Annotated in this window: 10 protein-coding genes; 4 read left to right on the top strand and 6 right to left on the bottom strand. The window is 62.8% G+C overall.

Annotated features, from left to right (window positions below; all coding sequences use genetic code 11):
• Entirely contained in the window at positions 1-3,411 is a 3,411-nt protein-coding gene (locus tag BCA01S_RS31135) for an alpha/beta fold hydrolase (protein WP_027780238.1), read from the bottom strand.
• Between the two features lie 196 nt (positions 3,412-3,607).
• Positions 3,608-4,399 carry a hypothetical protein gene (locus BCA01S_RS31130; protein WP_027780237.1) on the bottom strand — a complete coding sequence of 264 codons (792 nt, stop codon included), beginning with the start codon at positions 4,397-4,399 and terminating at the stop codon, positions 3,608-3,610.
• A gap of 341 nt (positions 4,400-4,740) precedes the next feature.
• Between BCA01S_RS31130 and BCA01S_RS31125 the strand changes: the two genes are divergently transcribed.
• Positions 4,741-6,678: an ATP-binding response regulator gene (locus tag BCA01S_RS31125; protein ID WP_027780236.1), complete on the top strand. Its 1,938-nt coding sequence runs from the start codon at positions 4,741-4,743 to the stop codon at positions 6,676-6,678.
• A 162-nt stretch (positions 6,679-6,840) separates the two neighbouring features.
• On the opposite strand, the gene BCA01S_RS31115 is transcribed toward BCA01S_RS31125, so the two are convergent.
• The 4 genes from BCA01S_RS31115 to BCA01S_RS31100 form a co-directional block, all read right to left on the bottom strand.
• The gene (locus BCA01S_RS31115) at positions 6,841-7,602 is read right to left on the bottom strand and encodes a response regulator transcription factor (RefSeq protein ID WP_027780235.1); all 762 of its coding nucleotides are present in this window, start codon (positions 7,600-7,602) and stop codon (positions 6,841-6,843) included.
• Between the two features lie 342 nt (positions 7,603-7,944).
• Positions 7,945-8,097 (bottom strand): hypothetical protein, encoded by a 153-nt coding sequence (locus BCA01S_RS38645; RefSeq protein WP_020070323.1) that lies wholly within the window; start codon positions 8,095-8,097, stop codon positions 7,945-7,947.
• Entirely contained in the window at positions 8,072-9,076 is a 1,005-nt protein-coding gene (gene cydB / locus BCA01S_RS31105) for a cytochrome d ubiquinol oxidase subunit II (RefSeq protein ID WP_027780234.1), read from the bottom strand. Before cydB ends, BCA01S_RS38645 begins: the two co-directional genes overlap by 26 nt.
• A 24-nt stretch (positions 9,077-9,100) precedes the next feature.
• Positions 9,101-10,513, bottom strand: a complete 1,413-nt coding sequence (locus BCA01S_RS31100) for a cytochrome ubiquinol oxidase subunit I (RefSeq protein WP_027780233.1) — start codon at positions 10,511-10,513, stop codon at positions 9,101-9,103.
• 600 nt (positions 10,514-11,113) lie between these two features.
• Between BCA01S_RS31100 and BCA01S_RS31090 the strand changes: the two genes are divergently transcribed.
• The 3 genes from BCA01S_RS31090 to ilvD all read left to right on the top strand — a co-directional run bounded on the left by BCA01S_RS31090 (position 11,114) and on the right by ilvD (position 15,427).
• Positions 11,114-11,956, top strand: a complete 843-nt coding sequence (locus BCA01S_RS31090) for an NAD-dependent epimerase/dehydratase family protein (RefSeq protein ID WP_027780232.1) — start codon at positions 11,114-11,116, stop codon at positions 11,954-11,956.
• 26 nt (positions 11,957-11,982) lie between these two features.
• Entirely contained in the window at positions 11,983-13,281 is a 1,299-nt protein-coding gene (locus BCA01S_RS31085) for an MFS transporter (RefSeq protein ID WP_027780231.1), read from the top strand.
• A 286-nt stretch (positions 13,282-13,567) separates the two neighbouring features.
• Positions 13,568-15,427 carry a dihydroxy-acid dehydratase gene (ilvD, locus tag BCA01S_RS31080; RefSeq protein ID WP_027780230.1) on the top strand — a complete coding sequence of 620 codons (1,860 nt, stop codon included), beginning with the start codon at positions 13,568-13,570 and terminating at the stop codon, positions 15,425-15,427.
• Positions 15,428-15,478: the final 51 nt, after the last annotated feature.

Here is a 15,478-nt window from a genome sequence, read left to right as displayed (position 1 = left end):
TTAGTGCGCGTTCAGATAGCGCGCAATAGACGGATAGACATCGACTGCCGCGTTCTTGCCGAAGATGCAGTCGATGTGTCCGTAACCCGGGATCAGATACCGCTCATAAGGCTGTTCGGGAAACGCATTGACGAGCATCTCGTAGGTGAGCGCGGTGCTTTGCGGCACATACGTTTCGTTGCAGTCGCCGTGAATAAAACCGATCGGAATCCGCATGCCTTCCAGCCCTTTCATGCCGCGCGCGCCTTTCAGATAGACGTCATCACCGTCGGCGTTGACGACGTTGCCCGCGCGCACCATGGCGGCGAGATGCTTGAACACGCCGACGTCATGTACGCCGAGCAGTTCCTGCAAATTCGAATGAAGTGTCTCGCTCACCTGTGCGTGTTCGTAGAGCAGGCCGTACATGAAAGTCGCGCGATGACAGATCGGGTTGCCGCAGCCCTCGTCGTGATCGACCGGGTAGAGCCGCAGTGCTTCGTCGAACAGATTGTGCGGCCACCTTTCGTCCTTTGTGTAGGCAGTGAGGTCGGTCACGCCAAGGTGCTGCATGATGTCGGGGATATGCAGGCCGGCCTTGATCCTGCCGAGCCGGCCTGGCACCGGATGCGCGGCCACCTGCGATATCACCGCAGAGCGCACGCCTTCGAGTCCCGCCATCAGCGACATGCTCAACGCGAGGCCGCCCATGCAGTGGCCTAGCGCCTGGATATCCGCTGCGCCCGTCACTTCGCGAATCTTTGCAACGGCTGCGGGAATGTCTTCGAGCGCGACCTTATCGACGTTCGTCGGCACGAGCACGCTCGGCATTTCGATGCTCACGCGAAGATCCACGAGCCACACGTCGTAGCCCGCGGCGCACAGATATTCGACGAGGTTGGTGCCGATCAGATCCGTCGAGAAGATACGGCTCGACACGCCTGAGCCGTGAATCAGCAACACAGGGCGCGCGTTCTTGCGCGCTGGATCGACGTAGCGCGTGAGCCGCAGGTGCGTGCCGTCCAGCGTGTCGAAGAAGAACACCTGTGGCGCTGGCGCACGAAGGGCACGCTTCAGGCGTGGTGCCCCGTTCGGGTCGTAGTACTGTAAAGGCGCAGCAACGCCGCCATATTCGCTGAACAGCACGCCAGCAAAGAACTTGCCGAACTTCAACGTCCATTCGAGACGCGTTGTCAGATCGGGCGCATTGGTGACTTCGAGCGTGCGTTGCTGCTTCAGGAAGTTTTCCGGCGTGATGACCAGCTTCGCGGTGCCCACAGGCGGCGCGTCGATCGACGGCGCATCGCGAACCTGCGCATACAGCGTGTTCGTCTGCTCCCACAACTCGAGCGGCGACGTACGTGTAATGATCTTTTGCCCGCTCAGATACCAGGTCTTGCCTTCCGCCGAATTGAGCGTCATTCGATAGTTCATGTTGCGCTCGTCAACGTCGTCCGGGTCGGCCACGAAGAGATTGAAGGTGCCCTCGGTGATCGTCATTGGCTGTGCGGACAGAGCAGGGCAGGTCAGCGTGCCGGCCGTTCTCGCCATATGATCGGGATTGCCAAGCATATCGGCGAGGTCGTCGGATTCGACCGTGAGCGTGAAAGCAATGGGGCTTGCGGCGGCCTCGTTCGCGCCGGTCGGCGTGTAGTGGCCGACCATTGTTTCGGTGAAACGCAGTCCGATCTTCTGCACGGGTGGCGTGCCGGCGGTGCCCTTCGAATCGTAGTCGATCGTCCAGCCTCGCGATGCCGCCAGCAGCGCGCAATTGCGCTCGGCGAGCGCCGAGATCGTCCACAACGGATTCACACCGAGCGACAGGGGCATGACCGCGCCGTCCATCACGTAGAGGCCCTCGTGTACGTCGGTGCCGGTCTTGCCGCTGAAAACGCGGCCCATATGATCGACCACGCCATGCTGCGCGTCCTCGCCCATCGCGCAGCCGCCAAGCGGATGCACGGTCACGGTCCGGTTGCCGAAAATGTCGTTCGAAATCGGATCGCGCAGGTATTTGCCGCCGAGCGGAACGGTCGCTCTCTTTAGTGTGTCCTCGACGGTTGCGAAAATGGGCTGCTTGCCCGCGTTTTCCCATGCGATGCGCGGCCGTCCCTTTTCATTCACGCTGATCTGGCCGCTTTCGTCGTCGTGCGCCATCACGAGGTAGCTTTGCGTGTGATTGAGCGCGCCGCGATAGGGTCCGTGCAGCAACCCTTCGACGACCCGTGCGTCGTAAGCAAACTGCTGTTCGATCGTGCGCGACCCCGAAACATCCACGCCCGAGAGCGGCGCAGCGGCGCCTAGCATGCCGACGAGCGCCGCGCCGATCGGCCCGGCGAGCGAACCTTCCTCGATCACGAAGCCGTCGTTGACGTCCGCGGTATTGCGATGATCGATCAGGCCAGTGATAGTCGGGCCGACCGGAGGTATTTCGCGATCGACATGCGCGCCCCAGCCGACGCCGTTGATCACGCCGTCGGTGTTGTACGCGAAGGCGAGCACGTCGCCGTTGCCCGTGAAGCGCTGGCCGAGCATGCCGGATACGTTCAAGCCCTCGTTGCGCGAACGCAGGAGCAACGCGCTCGAGCCGATTGTTCCCGCCGACACGATCACGATGTCGGCGGTGACGAAGAGGTCCGGCGCATCGTAGCTCTCGCGGCCGAGACGCACGAGCTGGTAGGCGACTTGCCACTTCTGCGTGTCCACATTGCGCACCACCGAATGCACCGCGGCTCCCGTGAAAATCTGCGCGCCGTGCGCGACGGCATCGGGCAGATAGTTCATGTGCGTGGAATTCTTGGCGTCGTAGTTGCAGCCCGAGTTGCAGTCGCCGCAACCAGTGCACGCTTTCTGCGGGACGCCGGCCGCGTTGGTGCGGTCCTCGAACGTAACGGTCACAGGCGGCGTGCTGAAGCGGTCTGCCATGCCGAGCGCCTCGGCGGATTTTCCGAGCGCAACCAGTTTCGGCAATTTGCGGAAGCGCGCCGGGACGGGCGACGGTTCGAGCATGTCCCACGCACGCTGATAACCTTTGTCGCGTCCGGCCTGATCGGCGCGCAACGCGGCGGGCCAGCGCCGGTCGTCCCACAGGCGCGGATCGGCCTTCAATGCGACATTGGCGTTGATCAGCGAAGTACCGCCGAGGCCGCAGCCGACCACGGCGTTGACGTCGTCGTTCACATGCACTTCGAGCAGCGCGAGCGGCGAGCCGATTTGCGCGAGCGCCGTGTTGTATTGCACCTGCTCGGCGCCCTGAAAAGGTGTGCGCGGGAATTCGCCGGCCATGAATTCGCGCCCGCGCTCGAGCACGCACACGCTGCGACCCGCGCGCGCCATGCGGCTTGCGGCGATGGCGCCGCCGTAACCCGAACCGATCACGACGACTTCGTAGTGCGATTTCATCGCCGTCATGGCGCTCGATAAGCGGTTCATACTGGACCACCTCGTCAGGAATCGATGCTGGGAAACGGATCCGAGCTGCGCAACTTAGACGGCGCGCTCTCGCGGTTTTTTTATCGTAGGCGGTGCGGGATGACAAAAAAAGGCGCATCGACGCGATGCGCTAGGCGGCATTGGTGCCGCCCCCGGTTTTTTTTGCCTTCTGCCTGGCGCTGATCCATTTGCGCTGTTACGCGGCTACTTCATTCATTTCGCTATCGCTCGATTCTGCCGCAAGCAGGTTGAGCGCAAGCAGAATGGCGCCGCGATTGTCGATGTCTATTTCGATGCCCAGCACGTCCGTGAGCCAGCGGCCGATCTTCGTGTTGGAAAAATCGTCGGCGGTGGCCGTCTTTTTCATGGTGACGCCGAGTTTGACGGCGCGATAGTGATACGAGGGCACACGATGCTGGGCCGCAACCGCAGACAAACCACCTTTGCCTTCCGAGCACCAGCCAAGGCTACCGGCCAGCACGATGCGCTCGGGCTCGTCGAGGCGTTCGATAAATGCGCGAGCTGCGAGCCGCACCCACTGCTCGTTGAGACCATATTGCAGCAGCACGCTTTGCACGGGGTCTTCCAATGCCTGGGCGTGCAGATCGATTTCCTGCGCCATGCCGTCGGTTTCCATCGACACGTTGCGTTGATGGCCGGCGCTGCGCAGGCAGTCGATCAGATAGCGGCGAAAATACGCGCACAATGCGTAGCCGTTGGATGGCGCGCTGTCCGCGCAGGCATGCGTTTCCGTGTGGCCGGGCGCGAGGCGCAACACCTTGGAATAAATGAACTGTGCGACCAGTTCTTCCTTGTCTTCGCCGAGCGCCTGCAACTCCAGCGGGTGATACGTGCGCAAGGCCCGCTTGACCAGCTCGACCATCGACACCATCTCGTCGGCGGACAGTCGGGTACGGCGGCGCCATAGATCGGGCAGGATCGCATCGTCGAGATTGCGGACGAACTCGTGGCTCGGAACTGCGCCCATGAAAGCCTCCATTAGGGTAAGGCGAGAAGCGCGGTGAGCCTCGACTGCAGGCGAAGAATCGACGATGGAACCGGTTGGGCCGCGCTATGTTGTGCAAGCAGTATGGTCGCCGGCGGCGGCTTCGCATATATGGATTAAGTCGTAGCTGATGGGTAAACTGCCAGGTAAACCATCTGACAGGGCGCCCCTCATTCGTCTGATGAGAAAGCGGTTGCGCCTCGCCGCTGCATTGCCGTAGACCGTGCAAGCTCTTGCGCAACACGCCGGGCCGCGCTTCATGCGAGCGCTGGGCTTTCGCGCCACCTCACCGAATTTGCCGTGCCCCACAAGGAGACCGCGCGATGCGGGCTGACCCGATCCAGCGTGCAATCGACGAAGACCTGGTGCGCGTGCTGTACGCGCAAGATCCGATCGCGTTCTTCTCGCACTGGTTTTCGATCGCGGTGCTGGTTGCCCTCTACTGGCCCGCCATACCCTCGCCGCCGCTTTTCATTGCCTGCTTCGGGTTCTATGCAGCGGCCAATTGTGCGGGCCTCGCGCTGTGGATCTGCAACCGGCGTTATGCGCATCTCGTTTCGCCGCGCGGCTGGATCAATCTGCATGCCGTGCGCGGCGTGCTGCTTTACAGCGCGCCTGGAATCGCCATCTGGTTCGCGTTCCAGAGCCCGCAGAGCGATTTGCCGCTCTTGCACACTGTGATGCTTGTGACGCTGGCAGCGGGCGTGTTCATGTCGAACGGTTTCGACATGCTCAATTTCTCCACGGCCATTCCATTCCTGCTGTTCCCGTCGATCCTGCTGCACTTCGGCACGCATACGTTCGACCGCACGATTCTTGCCATCGTGCTCGCGTTCTTCTTTTGCGCGATCAACGTGTATGCGCTGAGCTACCGGAAGCTCTTCCAGCAGGTGGTGCAGGCGCGCGTCGATCAGCAGTACCTCGCCGAATCGCTTGCGATGCAAAAGCATGTCGCCGAAGAGGCCAGTCTCGCGAAAACGCGCTTTTTCGCTGCAGCGAGCCACGACCTGCGTCAGCCGCTGCACGCGATCGGCCTGCTCGCGGCGTCGCTGAACGATCCGGCGGCGACGCCCGCGCAGCATGCGAAGACCGCCGAGCACATTGTCTATAACGTCGAAGCACTCAATCAGCTGTTCAACCAGGTGCTCGATCTCGCGCGGCTCGAGAGCGGTGTCACGCAGGTGATCCGTCTGCATTTCCGGCTCTCCGAGTTGTTCGAGCGCGTCGGCAGCCAGTATCGACCGCAGGCGGCGGCGAAAGGGCTCGCACTGCGAATCCCGCCGACGTCAATGGTGGTCCACGACGATCCGGTGCTGCTCGAACGCGTGCTGAGCAATCTGCTGTCGAACGCCGTGCGCTATACCGAGGAAGGCGCGATCTGGCTCGGTGTCCGGCGCGCGGGGCGAACCACGGGCGGGTATATCGAGGTGCGCGATTCGGGCATCGGTATTCCCGCTGAAGAGCATGAACGCATTTTCGAGGAGTTCTATCAGGTCGCGAACCCGCAGCGCGACGCGCGCCAGGGTCATGGCCTCGGGCTGCCGACGGTCAAGCGACTGGTCGGCATGCTGGGCGGCGAGTTGCAGTTGCGCTCGGCGCCGGGCCGCGGTTCGGTGTTCCGCTTCCCGGTGCAGGAGGGCGACGCGAGCGCAATTGTTGCGAGCCTGAACGAAGCGGGGGCGCGCGGACCGTCGGCGCAAGGGCGGCAGGTGCTGTGCATCGACGACGAACCGTCGATTCTCGAAGGCCTTTCCGCGCTGCTCGGGCGCTGGGGCTGCACGGTGCGCGGCGCACGCGACGAAGCCGCTGCGCTGGCCGCGCTGGCGGACGGTTTCGTGCCCGATGCGGTGCTATGCGACTATCAGTTGGCCAATCACAGGACCGGCGCGCAGGCGCTCACGGCAGTGCGCAGCATGCTCGCGCACGCAGGCCACGAAGGTGTGGTGACGCTGCTGATTACGGGCGACATGGCGTCGGCCGAACTGGCTGCGCTCGCCTTGCAAGGCATTCCGGTTTTGCACAAGCCGGTGACGGCGGCGCGTTTGCGGCGCACGCTGGAAATGCTGTGGCAACAGGCGGAACTCGACAAGGGGCATCAGGGCGCCGCTTCGGAATTGCCTGCGGGCCAGAGCGCCGATGCAGGCAGTGAAGGGACCGTGCTGAGCGAAGAGAATGGCGGCGCTCAGGCGATCATGCCGCAAGGCAGGGTTGGCGTCCAAGTGCGGCATCGTCCGCAGAGCGCATCGCAACAGGAAGGGTAGGCGGTGATAGCAGGGAGGTCGCGGGTTTTCACAGCAGCGCGGCGCTAGCGTCGGGAATGGGCGGAGGCAAGCACACGCAAGCACGAGCAAATGCAGATCTGCTTCAAGACGTGCCCGCGACAGTTCACAAACGCGAGCACGTCGCATTGCCGACCACCGTCGCTACAGCGTTTTCCCAGCTTCGAGCCAGCCGTTGATCACCGCGATTGCCATCGACCGGTTGTGCACGCCGAGCGCCCGGAAAATCACCGATAGATGCACCTTGACGGTGCCCTCGGCCACGCCGAGTTCGCGTGCAATCATCTTGTTGGTCCAGCCGCGATGCACGAGCCGCATGATTTCCTGCTGACGCGGCGACAGGTTCTCGAGCAAGTGCTGCTGATGCGGCTGCAACGCCTGCAACTGTGCGATCGGTTCGGTCAGCGTCGCCGTGCTCTGGCCGGCGCCGCCCGGCGCTGCCTGCTGCGACGATCCAGCGCTGGCGCGCTCCGCGCATGAGTCCGCGGATTGGGCGTCGCGTGAGCCAAGCAGGCTGAGCGCTTCCATCGGCACATATGCGCCGCCCGACAGCACCAGTTCGATGGCCTTCAACATGACGCTTGCGGGCTGCCGCTTGGGCACGAAGCCGAGCGCGCCGGCTGCCAGCACCGCACGCATCTCGTCCGGCGACTCTTCGGCGGAAAGTACGACTACCGGGAGAGCCGGATTCGCCTTCAGCAATATTTCGAGCGACGATGCGCCGCTCATGCCCGGCATATGCAAATCGACGATCGCGAGATCGTGATCGGCGTCGGGCCGCGCCGCGGCGGCGAGTGTTTCCCAGGTATCGGCTTCGTCGAACTGGGCGTCGGCGTCGAGTCCGCGGAGCATGCCCTTGACGCCTTGCCGGATCAATTCATGGTCGTCCGCCACAAGAAACTTCATGATGTCTCCACGAGTCGGGCTTGCGCGTTGTGGACTACCGCTGTTGCTGGGTCTTGTTTTACTTCTGTTGTCGTGAATCGCATCATTGCCGGCTACCCCGTAATCATAAGCCGATCGGTGCGGGGCGGCGGGCCTTGTGGCTTGCCGCCCCGGTCATTCTCTGCTGGTGGCATCGCCGGCGCCACGTTTTTATCTATGACTGATCCGTGCAGGTCTCACTCGCGCATTGGTTCCGGCTTGCTACGTAGACGAGCCGTGCGCGTCGTTTTTGAAGCCGCGGCAGTCCGATACGAAAGCTTATGCGAGCCGGATAAACCGTACGGGCGCTCGCGCGGCGAGCCGTCATTTCACGGCAAATAGCGTCGCATTCATCAGAAGCTTGAAGGCGAAACCGAGCGACATGGCCGAGCCCACGCCGAGGCACCACAGCGCAATGAACCAGAGCCAGCCCGGCAGCTTGCGCGCGGAGTTAGTGATAGTGATGTTGGTCGCCATGACGCACCTTGCCTCGAAATACCCAGTAACCCATCGTCGTGTACGCGATGATGATCGGCAGAATCACCGCTGCGCCGACCAGCGTGAACGTCTGGCTGGAGCGCGGCGCGGCCGCGTCCCACAGCGTCACGCTCGACGGTATCGCATACGGCCACAGGCTCACCAGCAGTCCGGCATAACCGAGCAGCACGAGCAGTAACGCGAGGACGAACGGCGTGTTGTGATGCCGCTCCCGCACCGCGCGTCGCATCAGGACCGCGCAGGCCGCGACCATGAAGGGGACAGGCAGTAGCCGATAGAAGAGACCGTCGTGGAACCAGCGTTGCGCGATGTTCGGGTCTTGCAGCGGCGTCCACAGGCTCACCATCGCGATGAAGCCGAGCAGCACCACAGTCAGCGGCCACACCACGCGATGCAGGCGGCGCTGCAGGTCGCCCTCCGTTTTCGCGATGAGCCAGCAGCAGCCCAGCAATGCGTACGTGACGATGAGCCCGAGGCCGGTCAACAGGCTGAACGGAGTGAGCCAGCCGAAGGCGTCGCCGGCATACGCGCCGTCGATCACCGGAATGCCTTGCAGAAATGCCCCGAGCACGACGCCCTGAAAAAACGTCGCGCCCGCGGACCCGCCGATGAACGCGAGGTCCCACATATGCTTCGTGCGATTCGCCTTTGCGCGAATCTCGAAGGACACGCCGCGAAAGATCAGGCACACGAGCATGAAGATGAGCGGCAAATACAGCGCAGACAATACGGTGGAATACACCATCGGGAACACGGCGAAGAGCGCGGCCCCGCCGAGCACGAGCCAGGTCTCGTTACCGTCCCAGACCGGCGCGACGGTGTTCATCATCAGGTCGCGTTCGTTCTCCTCGGGGAAGAACGGAAAGACGATGCCGATGCCCAGATCGAAGCCGTCCAGCACGACATACATGAAAAGGCCTAGCGCGATGATTGCGGCCCACACTACGGTTACGTCCATTTTGTTACTCGCAGGCGATCAGGGTTAGGCGGCGTCGATCATCTGATCGGCGGCGGAGAAAGGGCGGCGCGCGGTCTGGTTCGGCGTTTGCCCAGACACGCCGTGCGGCGTATGTCCAGGGAGCGCCGGGCCCGAGCGCATCAGCTTGAGCATGTAATAGATGCCCGTGCCGAATACGAGGAAATACACGACCACGAACGCCATCAGCGAAATGCCAACCTGTTGCGCGGTGAGCGGCGACACGGCTTGCGACGTGCGCATCACGCCATAGACGACCCATGGCTGACGACCGGCTTCAGTCGTGACCCAGCCCGCCAGCAGCGTGATGAAACCGCTCGGACCCATCGCCACGGCGACGCGCTGGAACCACTTCGACTCGAACAGGCGCCCGCGACGGCGCAACACCCACGCGGCGATCGACATGACGATCATCAGCACGCCCAGCCCGGCCATGATCCGGAAACTCCAGAACACCACCGTCGAGTTCGGCCGGTCTTGCGGCGGGAATTCCTTCAGGCCGCGTATTTCGCCGTCCCAGCTATGCGTGAGAATCAGGCTGCCCAAGCGTGGGATCGACACTGCATAGCGCGTGGTCTCCGCCTGCATATCGGGGATGCCGAACAGGTTCAGCGCGGTGCCGCCTTTTTCGGTGTCCCACAGACCTTCGATTGCAGCGATCTTGGCCGGCTGATATTCGCGCGTGTTCAAGCCATGCTGATCGCCGACGAACGCCTGGATCGGCGTGAGAACCAGCAGCAGCCACAGCGCCATCGAGAACATCTTCTTGACGGCCGGATCGCGCCGTCCGCGCAGCAGATGCCACGCGCCCACCGCCGCCACGACGAGCCCGGCGACGATAAACGCCGCGAGCGCCATATGTGCGAGCCGGTACGGGAACGACGGATTGAAGATGATCTTGAACCAGTCGAGCGGCACCACACGGCCGTTCACGACTTCGAATCCTTGCGGCGTCTGCATCCAGCTATTCGACGCGAGAATCCAGAACGTGGAGATCAGCGTGCCGATGGCGACCATCAGCGTCGCGCCGAAGTGCGCGCGCGGACTCACGCGCTGCCAGCCGAACAACATGATGCCGAGGAAGCCGGCTTCGAGGAAAAACGCGGTCATGACCTCGTACATCAACAGAGGTCCGGTGACGGGTCCGGCGAAACTGGAAAAGCCCGACCAGTTGGTGCCGAACTGATAGCTCATCACGACGCCGGACACCACGCCCATGCCGAAGGCGACGGCGAAAATCTTCGACCAGAAGAGGCACAGGTCCTTGTAGTACGCCTTGCCGGTTTTCAGCCAGCGCCATTCGAGCACGGCGATAAAGCTAGCGAGGCCAATGCTCAGCGCCGGAAAGACGATATGAAAAGAGACGGTGAACGCAAACTGGATGCGGGCGAGGTCGAATGCCGATATTGCGGAGTTCATGATCGTGAAGTGCGTGATGCCGCGTGGGCGGACTACGCGCGTCGACCGGTGTCGGTGCGCACTGCGTTTCGCAGATGGCCGAAGATTAGGGGAAGCGCGCGATTTATGCTGCGCCGCGACGTGCGTCAAAAAACCGCGTTGTTTTGTGGGTTATGGCGATTCTTATGCTGCAAGCCATTGACGCATATCAGCTTTTTCTTATTGCCAGTTTTGCGCTGATTAAGAGGCGTGACGCGAAACTGCGGCAATCGACCGCGTCGCAGCAAGCCGTCCGAAGGCGGTGCTCCTGCGGACGAGGCGCTTCGGATGCCGAAGACCCTTGGAGTGGGTGCGCGGTATGTCGTGGTGCTAAGGACCGATACGAGGTTCATGGATGGTTATACGACATCGCACGAATATTAAGCGCTTTGCAGCGCAATTCGTCTGAGAGAAAGCTTTCAAAGAAGCGTTATTATCAGGGTAAATGCCTAATTGAATTCCGCTTCCGCATCGGAGATAGTACGTTATCGTACAACTAGATCGAGCACTAACCGATCTCACCCAAGCCGAGGTGTGGATTTATCCCCGCCGCTCGCAAGCCGGTGCAGTAAAGGAACCCCTATGAAGAAGATTGCCCTGAGTGGCGCCGGAGGCCAGCTTGGCTCGGTCGTGCGCGCCGCATTCATTGCGCGCGGCACTCCGTTGCGTTCGGCGGCGGGCTCTAAGCCGCTGACGCCTCTCGTCGAAGGCGAGGATGTGATGCACGGCGACCTGCGCGATCCGGCGGTCGTCGATCGGCTGCTCGACGGCGTCGACGTGTTGATCCACTTTGCCGGGACGAGCGTGGAGCGTCCGCTGCCCGAGATCATCGAAAACAATCTGCGCGGTCTCGTCGAGGTCTACGAGGGCGCGCGCCGACACGGCGTCAAGCGGATCGTGTTCGCGAGTTCGAATCACGCGATCGGAATGTACCCGGTGACGGAGCGCCTGAGCCTCGATTGCGAACTGCGCCCGGACGGCTTCTATGGGCTGAGCAAGGTGTGGGGCGAAGCGCTCGCACGCATGTATTGGGACAAGCACGGTATCGAAAGCGTGTGCGTGCGCATCGGCAGTTGTCTCGAACGTCCGACGGAGCCGCGTCACCTGAGCACCTGGTTCGGTCACGCGGACCTGATGCATTTCCTCGACCGCTGCATCGAAGCAGAAGACCTGGGCTTCATCACCGTGTGGGGCGTATCGGCCAATACCCGCAGCTGGTGGGACAACAGCGGCGCCGAGCGTCTCGGCTACACGCCGAAGCAGAACGCCGAAGACTACGCCGAGGAGGTTCTCGCGCGCCCGAATCCGCTCGACGCATTGGGTCAGCGCTTCCAGGGCGGCGGGTTTGTCGGCATCGACTATTCGCGCGACGACGCGGACAACGGCGCGCGCGATGCAGCCGCTTCGGCCGCGCGGCCGTCCTGAAAGCTCAAGTATTAGGAGACGCAGCAATGAAGATCAAGGGCATCCGTTGGTGGATGGTCAGTCTGGTCGCGGCCGGGCTCATCATCAACTATCTCGCGCGCAATACGCTGTCGGTGGCCGCGCCGACGTTGATGAAAGATCTGCACATCACGACCGAGCAATACGCTCACGTGGTCGTCGCGTGGCAACTTTGCTATGCATTCATGCAGCCGGTTGCGGGTTTCCTGCTCGATACGGTCGGCACAAAGATCGGCTTCGCCGCGTTCGCGCTGGCGTGGTCCCTCGCCTGCGCGGCGGCGGCGTGGTCGACCGGATGGCGCAGCCTTGCATTTTTCCGCGGCCTGCTCGGCATTGCCGAAGCGGCTGGCATTCCGGCCGGCGTAAAGGCCACCAGTGAGTGGTTCCCGGCAAAGGAGCGTTCGGTTGCGATCGGCTGGTTCAACATCGGTTCGTCGATCGGTGCGTTGCTGGCGCCGCCGCTCGTGGTGTGGGCGCTGCTGCACGGCCAGTGGCAACTGGCGTTCGTGATCGTCGGTGTAGCGGGCATTGTCTGGAGCGCAGTGTGGATGCTGCTGTACAAGCATCCGCGCAATCAGAAACTGCTCGGCGACGGTGAGCGCGACTACATCCTGAGCGGCCAGGAAGCAAAGCACAGCGACGCGGGCGCGCCCAAGCGCAGCTGGTCGGCCATGCTGCGCAGCCGCGACTTCTGGGCGATCGGCATTCCGCGCATTCTGTCGGAACCGGCATGGCAGACATTCAACGCGTGGATCCCGCTGTATATGATGACCGAGCGTCACATGAATCTGAAGGAAATCGCGCTGTATGCATGGATGCCGTTTCTCGCAGCGGATATCGGCTGTGTGCTCGGTGGCTACCTGAGCCCGCTGTTTCATAAGTACGCGAAAGTCTCGCTGTTCACGTCGCGCAAAATGGTGTTCGTGGTCGGCGCGCTGTGCATGATCGGACCGGCGTGTGTGGGCCTCGTCGCGAGTCCGTACGTGGCGGTTGCCCTGCTGTGCGTCGGCGGCTTCGCGCACCAGACCTTGTCCGGCGCGCTGTATGCGATCACGTCCGACATGTTCGGCAAGAACGAAGTGGCTACTGCAACGGGCATGGGCGGCATGGCCGGCTATCTCGGCGCTGCGGCGTTCACCGCGTTGTTCGGTGTCCTCGTCACGCAGGTCGGCTACAGTCCGCTCTTCGTCGTGCTGGCCGTATTCGACATTATCGCGGCCGCCGTGGTGTGTCTGCTCGCGAAAAGCGCGGACCGGACGGCGGAGCCGCGTTGGTCCCAGACCGATGGTGCGGTCACCGCGAAGTAAGTGACGACAAGTCCGCCACGAGCAGGCGCGACGTTCCAGCTTCAGTAGCAACGCAAAGCGGCGCCTTCGTGCGCCGCTTTTCTTTCTGAACCGCCTTTCCCGCATCACGGCGATTTTCAGTGCGATGACCGCAAGGCCGCACGCGTGAGCCGCACGCTGCCGGGGCCTGTGGGATAATTGCGCGCTTTGCCCGGGGCGCGGCTCAAAAGGTTGTTCGCACGGGCGCTCGAGGGGCCTTCACTCCCTTGGCCCGCTTCTTTCAAGCGATATTCATTCAACCACCACGATGCCCGCATACCGTTCCAAAACCTCCACCGCCGGTCGCAACATGGCTGGGGCGCGCTCCTTGTGGCGCGCCACCGGCATGAAAGACGAAGACTTCTCGAAGCCGATTATTGCGGTGGTCAATTCGTTCACCCAGTTCGTGCCCGGACACGTGCACCTGAAAGACCTCGGCCAGCTCGTCGCACGCGAGATCGAAGCCGCAGGCGGCGTAGCCAAGGAATTCAACACCATCGCCGTCGATGACGGCATTGCGATGGGCCACGACGGCATGCTGTATTCGCTGCCGAGCCGCGACATCATCGCGGATTCGGTCGAATATATGGTCAATGCGCACTGTGCCGACGCGATGGTGTGCATCTCGAACTGCGACAAGATCACGCCCGGCATGCTGATGGCCGCCATGCGCCTGAACATTCCCGTGATCTTCGTGTCCGGCGGCCCGATGGAAGCCGGCAAGACGCGCCTCGCCAATCCGAAGACCGGCACGATCGAATTCAAGAAGCTCGACCTCGTGGACGCGATGGTGATCGCCGCCGACAAAGCCTATTCCGACGCCGACGTGGCGGAAGTCGAACGCTCCGCATGCCCGACCTGCGGCTCGTGCTCGGGTATGTTCACGGCTAACTCGATGAACTGCCTGACCGAGGCGCTCGGCTTGTCGTTGCCCGGCAACGGCACCGTGGTCGCGACACACGCGGACCGCGAGCAGCTCTTCAGGCGCGCTGGCCGCCGCATCGTGGAACTGGCCCGCCAGTACTACGAGCAGGAAGAGGCGAGCGTGTTGCCCCGTGCGGTCGGCTTCAAGGCGTTCGAAAACGCGATGACGCTCGATATCGCGATGGGCGGTTCCACCAACACGATCTTGCACCTGCTGGCAATTGCGCGCGAAGCCGAGATCGACTTCACGATGACGGATATCGACCGTCTGTCGCGCATCGTGCCGCAACTGTGCAAGGTGGCGCCCAATACGAACAAGTACCACATTGAGGACGTGCACCGCGCAGGCGGCATCATGGCGATTCTCGGCGAGCTGGACCGGGCCGGCAAGCTGCACACGGACGTGCCCACGGTGCACGCGCCCACGCTGAAAGACGCGCTGGATCAGTGGGATATCGTGCGCACCGGGGACGAGGCCGTCCGGACCTTCTACATGGCGGGCCCGGCCGGCGTTCCGACGCAGGTAGCGTTCAGCCAGAACACGCGCTGGCCCAGTCTGGATCTCGACCGTGCCGAAGGTTGCATCCGCTCTTACGAGCATGCGTTCTCGAAGGAAGGCGGCCTCGCGGTGCTGACGGGCAACATCGCGCTCGACGGCTGCGTGGTGAAGACCGCCGGCGTCGACGAAAGCATTCTGGTGTTCGAGGGTACGGCTCACGTCACCGAATCGCAGGACGAAGCGGTGGAAAATATCCTCGCGGGCAAGGTCAAGGCGGGCGACGTGGTGATCGTGCGCTACGAAGGTCCGAAAGGCGGCCCGGGCATGCAGGAAATGCTTTATCCGACGAGCTACATCAAGTCGCAGGGTCTAGGCAAAGCGTGCGCGCTGCTGACGGACGGCCGCTTCTCCGGCGGCACTTCTGGCCTGTCGATCGGCCATTGCTCGCCGGAGGCGGCAGCGGGCGGCGCGATCGGCCTCGTGCGCGACGGCGACAAGATCCGCATCGACATTCCGAACCGCACGATCAACGTGCTGCTGTCGGACGCCGAACTGGCGAGCCGCCGCGACGAGCAGAACGCGAAGGGCTGGAAACCCGCCAAGCCGCGTCCGCGCAAGGTGTCGGCGGCGCTGAAGGCCTACGCGAAGCTGGTCATGTCGGCCGACAAAGGCGCGGTGCGCGATCTGTCGTTGCTCGAGGACTGATTGCGATAGCGGCTGCGGCCGGTTTTCGTTTCAAAAAAAACCGCTCATCCG

The organism is Paraburkholderia caledonica NBRC 102488, assembly GCF_000685095.1.
Classification (GTDB): Bacteria; Pseudomonadota; Gammaproteobacteria; order Burkholderiales; family Burkholderiaceae; genus Paraburkholderia; species Paraburkholderia caledonica.
This window is presented reverse-complemented; position numbering and strand designations above follow the sequence as displayed.